The organism is Streptomyces amakusaensis (assembly GCF_039532665.1).
GTDB lineage: Bacteria > Actinomycetota > Actinomycetes > Streptomycetales > Streptomycetaceae > Streptomyces > Streptomyces amakusaensis.
Window position 1 is genome coordinate 69,846 of record NZ_BAAASB010000007.1, and the last position, 15,298, is coordinate 85,143.

At 70.4% G+C, this 15,298-nt stretch carries 12 protein-coding genes and 2 tRNA genes; 7 read left to right on the plus strand and 7 right to left on the minus strand.

The genetic code is table 11. The features are described 5' to 3' along the window. The first annotated feature begins 113 nt into the window (after positions 1 to 113). The 3 genes from aroA (at position 114) to ABD371_RS14345 (ending at position 2,939) form a co-directional block, all read left to right on the plus strand. On the plus strand, positions 114 to 1,460 hold the full coding sequence (gene aroA, locus ABD371_RS14335; protein ID WP_344476696.1) for a 3-phosphoshikimate 1-carboxyvinyltransferase: 1,347 nt from the start codon (positions 114 to 116) through the stop codon (positions 1,458 to 1,460). Positions 1,461 to 1,472: 12 nt separating this feature from the next. Next, a complete protein-coding gene (gene rsgA, locus ABD371_RS14340) occupies positions 1,473 to 2,486 on the plus strand; it encodes a ribosome small subunit-dependent GTPase A (RefSeq protein ID WP_190124657.1) in 1,014 nt (337 codons plus the stop codon). 129 nt (positions 2,487 to 2,615) lie between these two features. Next, positions 2,616 to 2,939 (plus strand): DMT family transporter, encoded by a 324-nt coding sequence (locus ABD371_RS14345; protein WP_190124656.1) that lies wholly within the window; start codon positions 2,616 to 2,618, stop codon positions 2,937 to 2,939. Here ABD371_RS14345 and ABD371_RS14350 read toward each other — a convergent pair. Continuing rightward, complete coding sequence (locus ABD371_RS14350) at positions 2,905 to 3,597, minus strand: TetR/AcrR family transcriptional regulator (RefSeq protein WP_344476701.1); 693 nt, start codon at positions 3,595 to 3,597, stop codon at positions 2,905 to 2,907. The two genes, ABD371_RS14345 and ABD371_RS14350, sit on opposite strands and share 35 nt — an antisense overlap. Before the next feature lie 175 nt (positions 3,598 to 3,772). Here ABD371_RS14350 and hisN point away from each other — a divergent pair, with 175 nt between their 5' ends. Further along, positions 3,773 to 4,573, plus strand: coding sequence for a histidinol-phosphatase (gene hisN, locus ABD371_RS14355; RefSeq protein ID WP_344476703.1), 801 nt, complete (start codon positions 3,773 to 3,775; stop codon positions 4,571 to 4,573). 211 nt (positions 4,574 to 4,784) lie between these two features. Beyond that, complete coding sequence (locus ABD371_RS14360) at positions 4,785 to 5,186, plus strand: CBS domain-containing protein (RefSeq protein WP_344476705.1); 402 nt, start codon at positions 4,785 to 4,787, stop codon at positions 5,184 to 5,186. Positions 5,187 to 5,316: 130 nt separating this feature from the next. Here ABD371_RS14360 and ABD371_RS14365 read toward each other — a convergent pair whose 3' ends face one another. Continuing rightward, positions 5,317 to 6,786, minus strand: coding sequence for a catalase (locus ABD371_RS14365; protein WP_344477224.1), 1,470 nt, complete (start codon positions 6,784 to 6,786; stop codon positions 5,317 to 5,319). A gap of 117 nt (positions 6,787 to 6,903) precedes the next feature. On the opposite strand from ABD371_RS14365, the gene ABD371_RS14370 reads away from it, so the two are divergent. Further along, a complete protein-coding gene (locus tag ABD371_RS14370; protein ID WP_344476707.1) occupies positions 6,904 to 7,320 on the plus strand; it encodes a Fur family transcriptional regulator in 417 nt (138 codons plus the stop codon). Positions 7,321 to 7,443: 123 nt separating this feature from the next. On the opposite strand, the gene ABD371_RS14375 is transcribed toward ABD371_RS14370, so the two are convergent. The 4 genes from ABD371_RS14375 to ABD371_RS14390 all read right to left on the minus strand — a co-directional run bounded on the left by ABD371_RS14375 (position 7,444) and on the right by ABD371_RS14390 (position 12,978). After that, positions 7,444 to 7,517 (minus strand) — tRNA-Met (locus tag ABD371_RS14375). Positions 7,518 to 7,612: 95 nt separating this feature from the next. Beyond that, positions 7,613 to 9,667 (minus strand): tetratricopeptide repeat protein, encoded by a 2,055-nt coding sequence (locus tag ABD371_RS14380; protein WP_344476709.1) that lies wholly within the window; start codon positions 9,665 to 9,667, stop codon positions 7,613 to 7,615. A 211-nt stretch (positions 9,668 to 9,878) separates the two neighbouring features. Further along, positions 9,879 to 9,952, minus strand: a tRNA-Met gene (locus ABD371_RS14385). A gap of 107 nt (positions 9,953 to 10,059) precedes the next feature. After that, complete coding sequence (locus ABD371_RS14390) at positions 10,060 to 12,978, minus strand: UPF0182 family membrane protein (protein WP_344477226.1); 2,919 nt, start codon at positions 12,976 to 12,978, stop codon at positions 10,060 to 10,062. A gap of 154 nt (positions 12,979 to 13,132) precedes the next feature. On the opposite strand from ABD371_RS14390, the gene ABD371_RS14395 reads away from it, so the two are divergent. Then, a complete protein-coding gene (locus ABD371_RS14395) occupies positions 13,133 to 13,729 on the plus strand; it encodes a PPA1309 family protein (protein ID WP_190124650.1) in 597 nt (198 codons plus the stop codon). A 76-nt stretch (positions 13,730 to 13,805) separates the two neighbouring features. On the opposite strand, the gene ABD371_RS14400 is transcribed toward ABD371_RS14395, so the two are convergent. Then, complete coding sequence (locus ABD371_RS14400; RefSeq protein WP_344476711.1) at positions 13,806 to 14,894, minus strand: YlbL family protein; 1,089 nt, start codon at positions 14,892 to 14,894, stop codon at positions 13,806 to 13,808. Positions 14,895 to 15,298: the final 404 nt, after the last annotated feature.

A 15,298-nucleotide genomic window follows, 5' to 3' on the forward strand; every position in this document is an offset into this window, starting at 1 on the left:
GGCCGGGTCCGGGCACGGATGAGATCCGGCCTTTTATCACTCAAGGGTTACACCGCTGTTTCAGAGCATTTGATCAAGATACGGGTGTTCGGAGAGCCACTAAAGTGAGGGACATGACCGAAGCCCCCGCGCACCCTGCCCTCTGGCCCGCCCCCTTCGCGACCGGAGCCGTCGACGCGACGGTGACCGTGCCCGGTTCGAAATCGGTCACCAACCGAGCCCTGGTGCTGGCCTCCCTCGCCGCCGAGCCCGGCTGGCTGCGCCGCCCGCTGCGCTCCCGTGACAGCCTGCTGATGGCCGAGGCGCTGCGCGCCCTCGGCGTCGGCATCGAGGAGACCGTCTCCTCCAGCTCCTCCATCGCCGGCGGCCCCGAGTCCGAGGGCGAGGCCTGGCGGATCATCCCGGCCGGCCTGCACGGCCCCGCCACCGTCGACGTCGGCAACGCCGGCACCGTGATGCGCTTCCTGCCGCCCGTCGCCGCGCTGGCCGACGGCCCGGTCCGCTTCGACGGCGACCCCCGCTCCTACGAGCGCCCGCTGCACGGAGTGATCGACGCGCTGCGCGCCCTCGGGGCCCGGATCGACGACGACGGGCGCGGCGCGCTCCCGATGACCGTGCACGGCGGCGGCGCGCTCGACGGCGGCGCGGTGGAGATAGACGCCTCCTCGTCCTCCCAGTTCGTCTCCGCGCTGCTGCTCTCCGCGCCCCGCTTCAACCAGGGGGTGGAGGTCCGGCACATCGGCGGACGGCTCCCCTCCATGCCGCACATCCGGATGACCGTGGACATGCTGCGCGCCGTCGGCGCGCAGGTGGACGAGCCGGAGACCGGGGGCGAGCCCAATGTCTGGCGGGTCTCCCCCTCCGCCGTGCTCGGCCGCGACGTCACCATCGAGCCCGACCTCTCCAACGCCCAGCCCTTCCTCGCCGCCGCGCTGATCACCGGCGGCAGGGTCGTCATCCCGGACTGGCCGAGCCGCACCACCCAGCCCGGTGACGCCCTGCGCGAGATCTTCACCGAGATGGGCGGCTCCTGCGAGCTGACCGACGAGGGCCTGGTCTTCACCGGCACCGGCAAGATCCACGGCATCGACGTCGACCTCGGCGAGGTCGGCGAGCTGACGCCGGGCATCGCGGCCGTCGCGGCCCTCGCCGACTCCCCCTCGACACTGCGCGGCGTGGCCCATCTGCGACTCCACGAGACGGACCGGCTGGCCGCGCTCACCAAGGAGATCAACGAACTGGGCGGCGATGTGACCGAGACCGAGGACGGTCTGCACATCCGGCCGCGCCCGCTGCGCGGCGGGATCTTCCACACCTACGACGACCACCGGATGGCGACCGCCGGATCGATCATCGGCCTCGCGGTCGAGGGCGTCGAGATCGAGAATGTGGCCACCACCGCGAAGACCCTGCCTGACTTTCCGCGGATGTGGACAGCCATGCTCGGAGCGGGAAACTGAGCGGGATCTGACATGCGTCGCTACGGCAAGAACCCCGACGAGGACGACATCCGCGTACGCCCGAACCGCAAGGGCAACCGACCGCGGACCAGCATCCGCCCCAAGCACGAGGACGCGGCGGAGGGCATGGTCCTCACCGTCGACCGGGGACGGCTGACCTGCCTCGTCGAGGATCGTGTCGTCATGGCGATGAAGGCGCGCGAGCTGGGCCGCAAGGCCGCCGTCGTCGGCGACCGGGTGTCCATCGTCGGAGATCTCTCCGGCGCGAAGGACACCCTGGCCCGGATCGTGCGCATCGAACCGCGCGCCTCCGTGCTCCGCCGCACCGCCGACGACGACGACCCCTTCGAGCGGGTCGTCGTCGCCAACGCGGACCAGCTCGCCATCGTCACGGCCCTGGCCGACCCCGAACCGCGCCCGCGCATGATCGACCGCTGTCTGGTGGCGGCGTACGACGGAGGTCTCACCCCGCTGCTCGTGCTGACCAAGTCGGACCTCGCCCCGCCGGACGAGCTGCTGGAGATGTACGGGGCGCTGGGCGTCCCCCATGTCGTGACCACCCGCGAGGAGTTCGTGGACGGGGTGGCCGCCGACCGGGTGCACGAGCATCTGTCGGGCCGGACCACCGCGTTCGTCGGCCATTCGGGCGTCGGCAAGACCACCCTGGTCAACGCGCTGGTCCCGGAGGACCGGCGGCGCACCACCGGACATGTCAACGCGGTCACCGGACGCGGCCGGCACACCACCACCTCGGCGCTCGCCCTCCCGCTCGCCGACGCCAGGGGCGGATGGGTGATCGACACCCCCGGGGTGCGGTCCTTCGGGCTGAACCATGTGGACCCCTCCCGGGTGATCCTCGCCTTCCCCGATCTCGTACCGGGCACGGAGGACTGTCCCCGTGGCTGCAGCCACGACGAGCCCGAGTGCGCGCTGGACGCGTGGGTGGCCGACGGACACGCCGATCCGGCCCGGCTGAACTCGCTGCGGCGGCTGCTCGCGACCCGTGAGCGGCGCGAGGGCGACTGACACGGGGCAAGCGGCGCGAGGGCGATTGGTTCGTCTGCGTTTGCGGCGTCTGCGGCCTTTCCGGGGTCGGCGAGTGCATAATCGCACCAAGTCCGACGAAGCAGTCACCGACTGACGGGGAGGCTGTCCATGGCGTGGCTGCTGGTGGTGGTCGCCGGGATCCTGGAGACGGGATTCGCCGTCTGTCTGAAGCTGTCGCACGGATTCACCCGGCTCTGGCCGACGGTCGCCTTCGCCGCCTTCGCCCTCGGCAGCTTCGGGCTGCTGACCCTGGCGCTGAAGAAACTGGACGTGGGGCCCGCCTACGCGGTGTGGACCGGGATCGGGGCGGCCGGCACCGCGATCTACGGGATGGTCTTCCTCGGGGATCTGGTCTCCACTCTCAAGATCGTGTCGATTTCGCTGGTGATCCTCGGTGTCATCGGTCTTCAGCTGTCGGGGTCGGCCCACTGAGCCGCAGATCGCCGACGACCGTGCGGACCAGCGGTCCGACCCCGTGGCCCGCCGGGGCGACCACACAGGAGAGGGCGAGCCGCACCACCAGCTCACAGCGGTGGGCGAGATCCGGCGACCGCTCCCCGGGGTCTGCCGGGCCACCCGGTTCAACCGGTTCGCCCGGGTCACCCGAATCGCCGCCCGCGCACCGGCCCTGTTCCAGTGCGGCGACGGAGCGGTCCCGCACCAGGGCGATCACCTCCGCCGGCACGGGCAGCCCGGCGTCCGCCCGGCGCTGGTCGGGGACCCCGGCCGGCGGCGTACCGCTCAGCACCGGTTTGGGGGCCGGCAGCCGCTCGCCCCAGCAGCCGGTGAGCAGCGCCTTCAGCAGCGGTTTCGCCGCCGCCTCGCCGACGGTCCACTCGGCGACGGCGACCAGTGGATCGACCGTCCCGCTCCACTGGTCCAGCAGCCGGTCCACCCCCTGGAGATAGGCGTCGGCCTCGCAGCGCACCAGGGCTCTGGCCAGCCCGTCCTTGCTGCCGAACTCGTTGTACAGCGTCTGTCGGGACAGGCCGGCGGCAGCCGCGACATCGACCATCCGCACGCCTGACCAGGGTGTTTCGGCGAGTGCCGCATGTGCGGCGCTCAACAGGGACTCACGGGCCGTAGGCATCGTCGCCTCCCACTCCGCACGGCTCCCCGGGCCCGCTGCCCACCCGCCGTACGGCGTTTCGCACAGAGTTGACGCGGCGTCCACAGGTGTCAAGGGATGCGGCGTCCGGAGGCCGGAGCACTCGCCCGGTTGGCGTTTTCCGGTCCATGTCCCGCTCCTCGATAGAGTGATGGTCATGCCCGACTACGACGACGATCTGCGTCTCGCCCATGTCCTCGCGGACGCCGCCGACGCCGCCACCATGGACCGCTTCAAGGCTCTGGACCTCAAGGTCGAGACCAAGCCGGACATGACTCCGGTGAGCGAGGCCGACAAGGCGGCGGAGGAGCTGATCCGCGGCCATCTCCAGCGGGAGCGCCCGCGTGACGCGATCCTGGGCGAGGAGTACGGCCTCAAGGGCACGGGCCCCCGGCGGTGGGTCGTCGACCCGATCGACGGGACCAAGAACTATGTGCGTGGCGTGCCGGTCTGGGCGACGCTGATCTCGCTGATGGCGGAGGGTGCGGACGGCTATCGGCCCGTGGTGGGCGTGGTCTCGGCCCCGGCGCTGGGCCGGCGCTGGTGGGCCTCGGAGGGCGGGGGCGCGTACACGGGGCGCTCGCCGGCCTCCGCGACCAGGCTTCGGGTCTCCTCGGTGAGCAGGATCCAGGACGCCTCCTTCGCGTACTCCTCACTGACGGGGTGGGAGGAGCAGGGGCGACTGGGCGGCTTCCTGGACCTTACCCGCGCCTGCTGGCGCACACGCGGATATGGCGACTTCTGGCCATACATGATGGTGGCCGAGGGTTCGATCGACATCTGCGCCGAGCCGGAGCTGTCGCTGTGGGACATGGCCGCGAACGCCATCGTGGTCCAGGAGGCGGGCGGCTCCTTCACCGGCCTCGACGGGACCCCGGGTCCGCACAGCGGGAACGCCGCCGCGTCGAACGGTCTGCTCCACGAGGAGATGCTGGGCCACCTCGCCCCGCGCCCCTGACCCCCGCGGCCCTGGCCCGCGAACGCGCCGGGCACGGGTTCCGGGGCGGCGAACCGGAACCCGTCACGCCACCCCCTTGCCCTGCCCCGCCAGGGCTGCGACTCTGAGAGTCCCCCCACTTGTGAACTTGTGAATCGGTTCTCGAAAGAGCCGTTCCCCCTTCAAGGAACCCCAAGGACTCCCAAGGACTCCCAAGGAGGTGGCTCCATCCATGCTCGTCCGTGACGCCATGAGCACGGTGGTCCTCACCATCGGACCCGCCCACACCCTCCGCCAGGCAGCCCGGCTGATGTCCGCCCGCCGGGTCGGCGCGGCCGTCGTCCTCGACTGCGACGCCGAGGGCATGGGCATTCTGACCGAGCGCGACATCCTCACGTCCGTCGGCACGGGGCAGGACCCCGACCGGGAGACCGCGGGGGCCCACACCACCACCGACGTCGTCTTCGCCGCCCCGGCCTGGACCCTGGAGGAGGCCGCGGAGGCGATGGCCCACGGCGGCTTCCGGCATCTGATCGTCATGGACGGCCAGGGGCCCGTCGGCATCGTCTCCGTGCGCGACATCATCCGCTGCTGGGCCCCGGTGCGCCGCGAGCGGAGAACGCTGGTCGGCTGACCGCCCGCCGTGCGGGCCGGGCCCCGGCCCGCCGCCGTACGGCGGACACGCGGACACGCGGACACGCCGAGAGGGCCGGACTCCCCTGGACAAGGATCCGGCCCTCAGCATCATCGGCAGTCGTCGTCCGTCAGCCCCGCAGGGCCTGGACCGCGGCGTCGAGCCGCTTGCCGAAGTCTCCGTCCGCCTGGCGGAAGTTGTTGATCGCGCGCTCGGCGATGTCGTCGCGCGAGACCTTGGCGATGAAACCGGACAGGTTCTCGATCAGCCGGGCCCGCTCGTCCTCCGACATCAGCCGGTAGAGGTTGCCCGCCTGCACGAAGTCGGTGTCCTCGGCGTGGCTCGGGGCCGCGTGGTTGCCGGTGGCGCCCGTGACGGCCTCCCCGGACCACAGCGGACGGTCGGTCTGGAAGGGGCCGCCGAAGCTGTTCGGCTCGTAGTTCTTCGCGCCCTTGTGGCGGCCGTCGTAGAGGAAGCCGTCCCGGCTGTTGGTCCGCGCCTCGGTGGCGTGCGGACGGTTCACCGGCAGATGGTCGGCGTTGATGCCGACACGGTAGCGGTGGGCGTCGCCGTACGCGAAGAGACGGCCCTGGAGCATCTTGTCCGGCGAAGGGCCGATGCCCGGGACGAAGTGCGCGGGCGAGAAGATGGACTGCTCGACCTCGGCGAAGACGTTCTCCGGGTTGCGGTTCAGCTCCAGCTTCCCGATCTCGACCGGCGGGTAGTCCTCGTGCGGCCACACCTTGGTGAGGTCGAACGGGTTGAAGCGGTAGGTCGCCGCATCGGCCGCCGGCATGATCTGGACCTGCACCGTCCAGCTCGGGTACTCCCCGCGCTCGATGGACTCCCGCAGATCGCGCTGGTGGCTGTCGGGGTCCGTGCCGGCCAGCTTGTCGGCCTCCGCCTGGGTGAGGTTCTTGATGCCCTGGTCGGTCTTGAAGTGGTACTTCACCCAGAAGACCTCGCCCGCGGCGTTGTTCCACTGGAAGGTGTGCGAGCCGTAGCCGTTCATGTGGCGCAGCGTGGCCGGGATGCCCCGGTCACCGAAGAGCCAGGTCACCTGGTGCGTGGACTCGGGCGACAGGCCCCAGAAGTCCCATACGTTGTCGGCCTCCTGGGAGCCCGTGTACGGGTCGCGCTTCTGGGTGTGGATGAAGTCCGGGAACTTGATGGCGTCCTTGATGAAGAACACCGGGGTGTTGTTGCCGACGAGGTCGTAGTTGCCGTCCTCGGTGTAGAACTTCAGCGCGAAGCCCCGGGGGTCGCGCACCGCGTCGGCGGAGCCCAGGTTGCCGGCCACGGTGGAGAAGCGCAGAAACGTCTCGGTCTGCTTGCCGACCTCGGAGAGGAACGAGGCACGGGTGTACGCCGTGACATCGGCGGTGACGGTGAAGGTGCCGTAGGCGCCCGCGCCCCGTGCGTGGACCACCCGCTCCGGGATGCGCTCGCGGTTGAAGTGCGCGAGCTTCTCCATCAGCAGCTGGTCCTGCACCAGGACCGGGCCGCCGACGCCCGCGGTCTCGCTGTTCTGATTGTCGGCGACCGGAGCTCCGGCCTCCGTGGTGAGCGGTCCCTGCGTCACGTACGCCTCCTGCGTGATCCTTAGTCCTGGCCCTTGTGCCGATCCGATCCTACGATGGACTTTGTCTAAGTCAAGTGAACATCCAAAGTCACACCCGTTCGGGATCACGGTCCCCCCGCTGTTAGGCTGGTCCTTATGAGTGACCTGTTGGAACGACTTCGCGGACGCGGCTGGCGGATGACCGCCCAGAGGCGTGTCGTGGCCGAGGTCCTCGACGGCGAGCATGTTCACCTGACGGCCGACGAGGTGCATTCGCGCGCGGTGGAGCGACTGCCGGAGATCTCCCGTGCGACCGTCTACAACACGCTCGGCGAGATGGTCTCGCTGGGCGAGGTGCTGGAGGTCGCGACCGACCGCCGCGCCAAGCGCTACGACCCGAACGCCCACCGCCCCCATCAGCACCTGGTCTGCGGGCAGTGCGGCGCGATCCGCGACGTCCGCCCCTCGGGGAACCCGCTGGCGAATCTGCCGGACTCGGAGCGGTTCGGCTTCACGATCTCCGACGTCGAAGTGACGTACCGGGGCCTCTGTCCGTCCTGCGCCGGCGCGTAGGCCCCTCTTCCGCGCCGGCCCCGCCCGGGGCCTCACGCCCTTGGCGGCCTCGCGGTCCTGAAACCCCAGGCCTGAAACATGACGAAGGCCCGGATCCTGATGGATCCGGGCCTTCGTCTTCAGTAGCGGGGACAGGATTTGAACCTGCGACCTCTGGGTTATGAGCCCAGCGAGCTACCGAGCTGCTCCACCCCGCGTCGTTGAACCCAACTCTACGGGAACCGACCGACCGGTGCAAATTCATGATCCAGAGGCCCGGGGCGGGCTCCGGGGCCGGGCCCGGGAGCCCCGCTCACGCGGTCAGCTCCTGGTGCAGGGCCTCCCGCAGCCGGGCCGCCCGCTCGGCCACCTCGGCCGGGCCCAGCTCGACCGCGCGGGCGCACCAGCGCTGCCCCTCGGTCAGCTCGCCCCGCCGCGCGGCGAGCAGCGCCAGCCGGAGCGCGGCCCTGCCGTGCCCCGCCCGGGCGGCCCGGCTCCACCACAGCGCGGCCTCGCGCTCATTGCCCTCGCGCGCGAGCAGCAGCCCGAGGTTGAACGCGCCGTTGCGGCTGCCCGCCTCGGCGGCCTCCCGGTACCAGCGGGCCGCGTCCGTCATGTCGCCCCGGGACGCGGCGAGCATCCCCACCCGGACCTGGGCCCGGCGGTGCCCCTGCTCGGCGGCGCGCGCGTACCACTCCTCGCACTCCGTCTTCTCCGCCATCGGCTCGCCGAGCACCGGCGAGCCCGGCGGCGGCTGGCGCGCGTCCAGCAGCGAGGCGAGCCGGAACGCGGCCTCCGTGCTGCCGCCCCCCGCCGCGCAGCGCAGATGGCGCTCGGCGCTGAGGTCGTCGCCGTCCCGCAGCCGGGCGATGCCCACCTGGAGCGCGGCCTCCGTGTGCCCGGCCGCCGCGGCCCGCTCGTACCAGACCAGGGCCGTACGGTCGTCGTCCCGGCCGGCGTGGAGGATGCCCAGGTTGAACGCGGCGTCCACGCTTCCGGCCTCGGCCGCCTTGGAGAACCACGGCTCGGCCCCGATGGCGTCGCCGGCCTGGAGGAGGAGGACCGCCAGCGCGTTGGAGGCCTCCCGGTGGCCGGTGTAGGCGGCCTGGCGGTACCACTGCTCGGCCTGCTGGGTGCGGTCCTGGGAGGCGCAGAGCAGCCCGAGGTTGTACGCGCCGTTCACATCGCCCGCGGTCATGGCGGCGCGGTACCAGCGCTCGGCGGTCTGCTGCTGGCCCCGGGCCGCGTGCAGCGCGCCCAGGGCGTTGGCGGCGTTGCCGTCGCCCTCCTGGGCGGCGCGCAGCCACCAGATCGCGGCGCTCTCCTCGTCGCCCGCGTCGCGCAGCAGGAAGCCGAGCGCGCAGGCGGCGCGGGTCTCGCCGTCCTTGGCCGCGGTGAGGTACCAGCGGCCGGCCTCCTTGAGCTCGCCGCGCTTCTCCAGGATCGAGCCGAGGTGCAGGGCGGCACGGCGGTGCCCCCGGGCGGCGGCCTGCTGATACCACTGGGCGGCCTCGTCGAGGGTGGAGAGCCGGAGCCGGGTCGCGGTGTCCACCGGGCCCGGTGCGGGCCCGGAGAGGCCCGCCCCGGGGGTCTGGGGGCGTGCGCCCGTCCCGGGCGGCGGCGCGCCGGGGGCCTGGGGCCGCAGCACCGGGCCGACGGCGCTCGCGAGCATGCCCGGCCGCGCGGCCGGGCGGGTCTCGTCGGCCGCGCGCAGCTCCAGCGTGCGGGCGAGGCGGTACGCGGCCTCGCGGTGCCCCTGCTCGGCCGCCGCGCGCAGCCAGCGCTCGGCCCCGGCGTCGCCCCGGTGCTCCAGCAGGTCGGCGAGGGCGTACGCCCCCAGCGCGTGGCCCTGCTCGGCGGACTGGCGCAGCCAGTACTCGGCGGCCGGCTCGTCGCCGCGCTCGCGGAAGTGCCGTCCCAGGGCGTGGGCCGCGGCGGCGGAGCCCGCGACGGCGGCGATCCGCCACCAGCCCGCCGCCTCGTCGGGGTAGCCGCGCTGGTGGAGCAGTACGCCCAGGTTGTTGGCGGCGGCGCGGTCGCCCTCGGCGGTCGCGCCGCGCAGATAGGACTCGGCGCCGTCGAGGTCGCCCCGGCGCAGCAGGAGTGCGCCGAGCATGCTCATCGAGGCGGTGTCTCCGGCGTCGGCCGCGCGGCGGTGCCGCTCCTCGGCGCCGGCGCTCTCCAGGGTGTCGGCGATGGCCCCGTCGGCCGTTTCGACGTCGGTCGAGTCCGTGTCGGAGCCCTCGCGCACAGTAGTGCCGGTGGTGCCGTCCGAAGCGGGATCGATCCCGTCCGCTGCTCCTCCGGCGTCCCGCTGCACAAACCGCCCTGTCTCCAACAGAGTTGCCCTGTCCCCCATATATTCCATCGTCGCACCACCCGCAACCCGCTCACACCCGGTATACCGCAACCGGGAAGGTCACTTCAGCGTTTTGTCGACATGCCCACAGGGAGACAAGTCAAAACGCTCACCGTGTCAACTCGCCGCGCACCGTGTCCGGTTCCCGACGGTCTTCATGAGCACATACGCATGAAGAGGGCCCGGATCCTCAAAGGATCCGGGCCCTCTTCGATTTCAGTAGCGGGGACAGGATTTGAACCTGCGACCTCTGGGTTATGAGCCCAGCGAGCTACCGAGCTGCTCCACCCCGCGTCGTTGTGTTCACACACTATCACGGCGCGAGATGTTGCCTGCTCACAGGCGTTGCCGCGGGGGCCTCGACGGCCCCCGCGGCAGCCCCCGAAAGGGCTATGCGTCCGCTAGGGCGACTTTGACGGCGCCGGGCTCTTCTTGCCCTCGGCCGCCGACAGCCGCTCCAGGGCCGCGTCGAGATCCTCCTGGGCCCTGCCGTACGCGCCCCAGTCCTTCGGGTCCTTCGAGAGCGCCGCGTCGGCGTCCGTGTGGGCCTTCAGAACGTCGGCGATCGCCTTCTCCAGCGAGTCGCCCCCGGTGGCCGGCGGCGTGGTGGTGCCGTCGCCCGGCGGCTCGGTGCTGCCCTTCTGCTCGAAGACCGCGTCGAGCGCCTCCGTCAGGCTGTCCTTGAAGACCGGCTTGCCACCGCCGTAGGCGACGGCGACCTTCTTGAGCAGCGGATAGTTGGCGCTGCCACCCCGGGCGTAGACCGGCTCGACGTAGAGGAACCCGCCGTCCAGGGGGATCGTCAGCAGGTTTCCGTACTCGATGTCCGAGTCGGTGCCCCTCAGGTCGCGCACGAAGGTGGCGACCTCCGGCACACCGTTCAGCTCGGACTGCACCTGGGACGGGCCCTGCACGGTCTTGGTGACTCTCAGCAGCCTTATCGTTCCGTAGTCCTTGCTGTTGGCGTCGGCGTCGACCGCCATGAAGGCACCCAGATTCGGCCGGCCGGCCGGAGTGAAGGTGGTCGTCAGCGAGAACTTCTGCTCACTCTCGCCGGGCATCTTCAGGCTCAGGTAGTACGGCGGAACCGCGCTGGTGTCCTTCTTGTTCGTCGGGTCGTCCGGCACCTGCCAGGCGTCACTGCCGCTGTAGAACTGCTCGGGCTCGGTCACGTGGTACCGGGTGAGCAGCTCGCGCTGGACCTTGAACATGTCCTGCGGGTAGCGGAGGTGGGAGCGGAGCTCGTCGGAGATCTCGCTCTTGGCCTTGACCGTGCCGGGGAACGCCTTCATCCAGGTCTTCAGGACGGGGTCCTGGGTGTCCCACTGGTAGAGCTTCACCGAGCCGTCGTAGGCGTCGACGGTGGCCTTCACCGAGTTGCGGATGTAGTTGACCTGGTTCTGCTGGGCGACGACCGCGCGCTGGTTGGTGGTCAGCGAGTCGGCGGTGGTGTCTCCCAGCGTGGTCCGCGAGGCGTAGGGGTAGCCGTTGGTCGTGGTGTAGGCGTCCACGATCCACTGGATACGGCCGTCGACCACCGCGGGGTAGGCGTCGCCGTCGATGGTGAGCCAGGGGGCCACCGCCTCCAGGCGCTCCTTGGGCGTGCGGTTGTAGAGAATCCGCGAGCCCTCGCCGACGGCTCCCGAGTACAGGATCTGCGGCTCGCCGAAGGCCACCGCGTACGCGGCGCGGTTCAGCGTGTTGGAGATGCTGACGCCGCTCTTGCCCTGGTAGCTGGTGTACTTCGTGGGGCCGGTGCTGGCCTCGTAGTCGAGCTCCTTCTGCGGACCACCGACGATCGAGTACTGCTGGGTCTTCTCGCCGTAGTAGATCCGCTGCTCGTACTTCTTGTTCTTGTTGTCGTCGCTCAGCTGACCGGTGGTGGGCATTCCGGACTCGGTGAAGTCCGGCGAGCCCACCGTGCCCTCGGTCGGATCGGTGATCGCACTGGTGCCCTTGGCCGCGATCGCGCCGTAGCCGTGGGTGTAGGTGAAGTGATCGTTGATCCAGTTCCGCTTCGGGATACCGGTGATGTCCAGCTCACGCAGGCCGATGACGGTGTCCTGCGGCTTCCCGTCGGGGCCGGTGTACCGGTCGACGTCCAGCGTCTCGGGGAACTGGTAGTACTTGCGCTCCTGCTGGAGCTGCTGGAAGGCCGGGGAGACGACATTCGAGTCGACCACCCGGTAGCTGGCGGCCGAGGTGGCCTCGTCCCGCTGCTGAGCCTTCCGGTTGGGGTCGCCCTTGCCCTCGTAGTCCTCGGGTTTGGCCCCGTCGATGCCGTACGCCTTGCGGGTGGCATCGATGTTCTTCTGGATGTACGGGCTCTCCTTGGCCTGCTCATTCGGCTGGACCTGGAACTTCTGCACGATGGCCGGGTACAGGCCGCCGATGAGGATCGCCGACAGCACCATCAGACCGAAGCCGATCACCGGCAGCTGCCAGGTGCGCCGCCAGAGCGTCGCGAAGAAGAGCACGGCGCAGATGACGGCGATGCAGAAGAGGATCGTCTTCGCCGGGAGATAGGCGTTGGCGTCGACGTACCGAAGACCCGTCCAGTTGCCGGTGGCCTTGAAGTCGCTGGACTTCACCGCGAGGCCGTACCGGTCCAGCCAGTACGCCACCGCCTTCAGCGAGACGAAGAGGCCGAGAAGGACCGACAGATGTCCGGTGGCCGCGGCCGTGGCGCGCGCGCCGGGGCTGGTGATGCGCAGCCCGCCGTACAGATAGTGGGTGAGCGCGGCGGCGATCAGCGAGAGCACCGCCGTGGCGAAGCCGAAGCCGAGCAGGAACCGGTACCAGGGCAGGTCGAACGCGTAGAACGACACGTCCATGCCGAACTGGGGGTCCTTCTGGCCGAAGGCCACCCCGTTGACCCACATCAGCCAGGTGCGCCACTGTCCGGTGGCGGAGGCTCCGGCGATCAGCCCGACGAGGGCGGTGATCGCGAGGAGCACCCACTTCTTGAACGGGGCGATACCCATCCGGTAGCGGTCCAGGCTCTGCTGCTCCAGCGACATGGCGCTGAGCGGCGGGCGCAGCCGGTGCGCGAGCCAGATGTTCACCCCGACGGCCGTCGCCATCAGCAGACCGAAGACGGCGAACAGGCCGATCTTGGTCCACAGGGTGGTGGTGAACACCGATGAGTAATCGACGGAGCGGTACCAGAGCCAGTCGGTCCAGAACCCGGCGAACATGACGAACGCCATGGCCAGGACCGCCAGCACGCCCAAAGTCATCAGCAGGGTGCGGACACGCCGAGACGGCCGGCCCACTCTGATCCGTGGCCCGGTCGGGGGGCCTCCGCCGCGGTCCGGCATCTGGAAAGCCAACGTGCGCACCTCGAAGTTCGCGGTTGTGTAGATATTCGCGGTCTGTCGTACGGGCCCCGCGATCCTAGAGCCCCACTGATGCAACTTACCGAGGCTTTACCTAGTTCCCATATCGGGGCCGGAAGGAGGCAGGATATTGGGCATGTCCAATGTTTCCCCTTCCACCCCCTCTTCCGGGGGCCCCGGCCAGACGCCTTCCGCGCCGGGTCCCATCGCCGCCAGCCCGCTCACCCGTGCCGTACTGGAGATCGACGAGTACGCCTCGGGGCTCGGCTGGGACCAGCCCGCCAGGCTCTTCGCCCTGGTCGACACCGCGAAGCTGCGCACCCAGGAGCCGGGCCTCGCGGCCCAGCTCGGTCTCGACGGGGACGAGGCGGCCTCGCCGCTGACCCCGATCGAGCAGGACGAGATCCCGCCGGGCACCGCGCTCGACGAGTTCCTCGGCCGGATCGCCTGGCCGGACGCGATCGTCGGCTGCGCGCTGACGGTGGAGCGCCACATGCTGCCCTCGACGGCGGAGGCCGCCGTTCCCAAGGGGCTCGACGATGCCTCGCTGAGGAAGTGGGTGGCCGCTCACCCGGACCGTCAGGAGGTCCGGATGACGGTGGCGGTGCTCCGCGACGGCGCTCGTGAGTCCGCGCTGCGGCTGCGCGAGAAGGACTCCCCGAAGGAGGTTCTGACCGGCTCCGACCTGGTGCCCGGGCTGGCGGACGCGCTCTCGGCGACGTTCGAGGGATAGCCCGCCCGTACCCGTACCGCCCCGGCCCGCACGGGCCGGGGCGGTACGGGGCGGGGCGGTACGGGGCGGTACGGGGTCAGCGGGCGGAGCAGCTCGGCAGCTTCGCCGTGTCCCCGGATTTGATCTTCTTCAGCGATTCCGTCGCGTCGGCGATGTTCTCCACCTTCACCAGGGTCAGTCCGTCGGGAATGTCCGAGACCGCCGTGGCGCAGTTGTCGCTCGGCGTCAGAAAGTACTTCGCCCCGGCCTCGCGGGCTCCGACCAGCTTCATCTGGATGCCGCCGATCGGGCCGACCTCGCCCGCGTCGTCGATCGTCCCGGTGCCCGCCACGAACTCCCCGCCGGTCAGATCGCCCGGGGTCAGCTTGTCGACCAGGCCCAGCGCGAACATCAGACCGGCGCTCGGGCCGCCCACATCGGCGAGATTGATATCGATGGTGAACGGGAACGCGTGGTCGGTCCCGGCCTGGATGCCGACGATCGCCCGGTCGCCGGTCTCCGACTTCGCGGTGGTGATCGTCACCTTCTCGCTCGTCCGCGGTTCCTTGCCGGCCTTCTCCGCGGCGGCGGCCTCCTTGGCCGGGACGATGGTGAAGACGACGTCCTGGCCCGGCTTGTGCCGGGTGACCAGCTTGGCGACATCGGCCGGTGCCTTGACCCGCTCGCCGTCCACGGCCAGGATCACATCGCCCGCGTGGAGCCTGTCCTCGGCGGGGGTGTCCTTGACGACCGTGGAAACCACCGTCTGCGTCCGCACCGGGATCTTCAGCTGCTTGAGCGCGGCGACTTTCGCGCTCTCCTGCGACTGGGTGAACTCCTCGGCGTTCTCCTGCGTCGACTGCTCCTCGGTCTTCCCGTCCGGGTAGAGCGTCTCGTGCGGCACCACGACATTGTCATGAGCCAGCCAACCGTAGATCGTCTCCACCAGGTTCAGCCGGTAGTCCGCGCCCGTGACCCGGACCGTCGTCATATTGAGATGACCGGTCGTCGGGTAGGTCTTGCGTCCGGAGATCCGCAGAACCGGTTCACCGCCGGCGTTGCCGAGCGTGTTGACCGTCGGTCCGGGAGACATCTCCGAGTACGGCACGGGGATGAGCACCCCGGCACAGAGCAGCGCGATGAAGATCAAGGTGGAGGCGAGCATCGTCGCGGTGCGGCGTGGCATGGAACGACAGTACGGGACCTTGCTGTCAATGCACTGTCGGGGCCGGGCCGTACGTGGGCCGCTGCGGGGCGGCGTACGGCGGGCGGCGCGAAAGGCCTGGCCAGTCGGCCGGCACCGCTACTCGGCGGGCCTGTCGGCGGAGCCCGCTTTCTCCATCGCGTCACGGAAACGCGCGTAGCCCGCCAGCTCGGCCACGTCTCCGGTGGTCCGGTTCCGAGAGGCCCAGCCTCCCCATATCGCTGCACCGACAACAGCGAAAAGCGGAATCAACAACCAGGCAAGTGCTGCCATCGCGACCTCCCTACCCCATGGGTGAACTCGACTGAATGATCAGCAGATTAGCCATCCGCCAGTTCAACGCTCGTGGCAGGGGGGCGGTTACGCAAATCGGGGCGCTTGAGCAC

Coding starts and splice junctions, on each gene's coding strand:
- hisN (WP_344476703.1), top strand. CDS start 3,773: ATGCCCGACTACGACGACGATCTGCGTCTCGCCCATGTCCTCGCGGAC.
- aroA (WP_344476696.1), top strand. CDS start 114: ATGACCGAAGCCCCCGCGCACCCTGCCCTCTGGCCCGCCCCCTTCGCG.
- ABD371_RS14400 (WP_344476711.1), bottom strand. CDS start 14,894: ATGCCACGCCGCACCGCGACGATGCTCGCCTCCACCTTGATCTTCATC.
- rsgA (WP_190124657.1), top strand. CDS start 1,473: ATGCGTCGCTACGGCAAGAACCCCGACGAGGACGACATCCGCGTACGC.
- ABD371_RS14370 (WP_344476707.1), top strand. CDS start 6,904: ATGAGTGACCTGTTGGAACGACTTCGCGGACGCGGCTGGCGGATGACC.
- ABD371_RS14395 (WP_190124650.1), top strand. CDS start 13,133: ATGTCCAATGTTTCCCCTTCCACCCCCTCTTCCGGGGGCCCCGGCCAG.
- ABD371_RS14360 (WP_344476705.1), top strand. CDS start 4,785: ATGCTCGTCCGTGACGCCATGAGCACGGTGGTCCTCACCATCGGACCC.
- ABD371_RS14350 (WP_344476701.1), bottom strand. CDS start 3,597: ATGCCTACGGCCCGTGAGTCCCTGTTGAGCGCCGCACATGCGGCACTC.
- ABD371_RS14345 (WP_190124656.1), top strand. CDS start 2,616: ATGGCGTGGCTGCTGGTGGTGGTCGCCGGGATCCTGGAGACGGGATTC.
- ABD371_RS14380 (WP_344476709.1), bottom strand. CDS start 9,667: ATGGAATATATGGGGGACAGGGCAACTCTGTTGGAGACAGGGCGGTTT.
- ABD371_RS14390 (WP_344477226.1), bottom strand. CDS start 12,978: ATGCCGGACCGCGGCGGAGGCCCCCCGACCGGGCCACGGATCAGAGTG.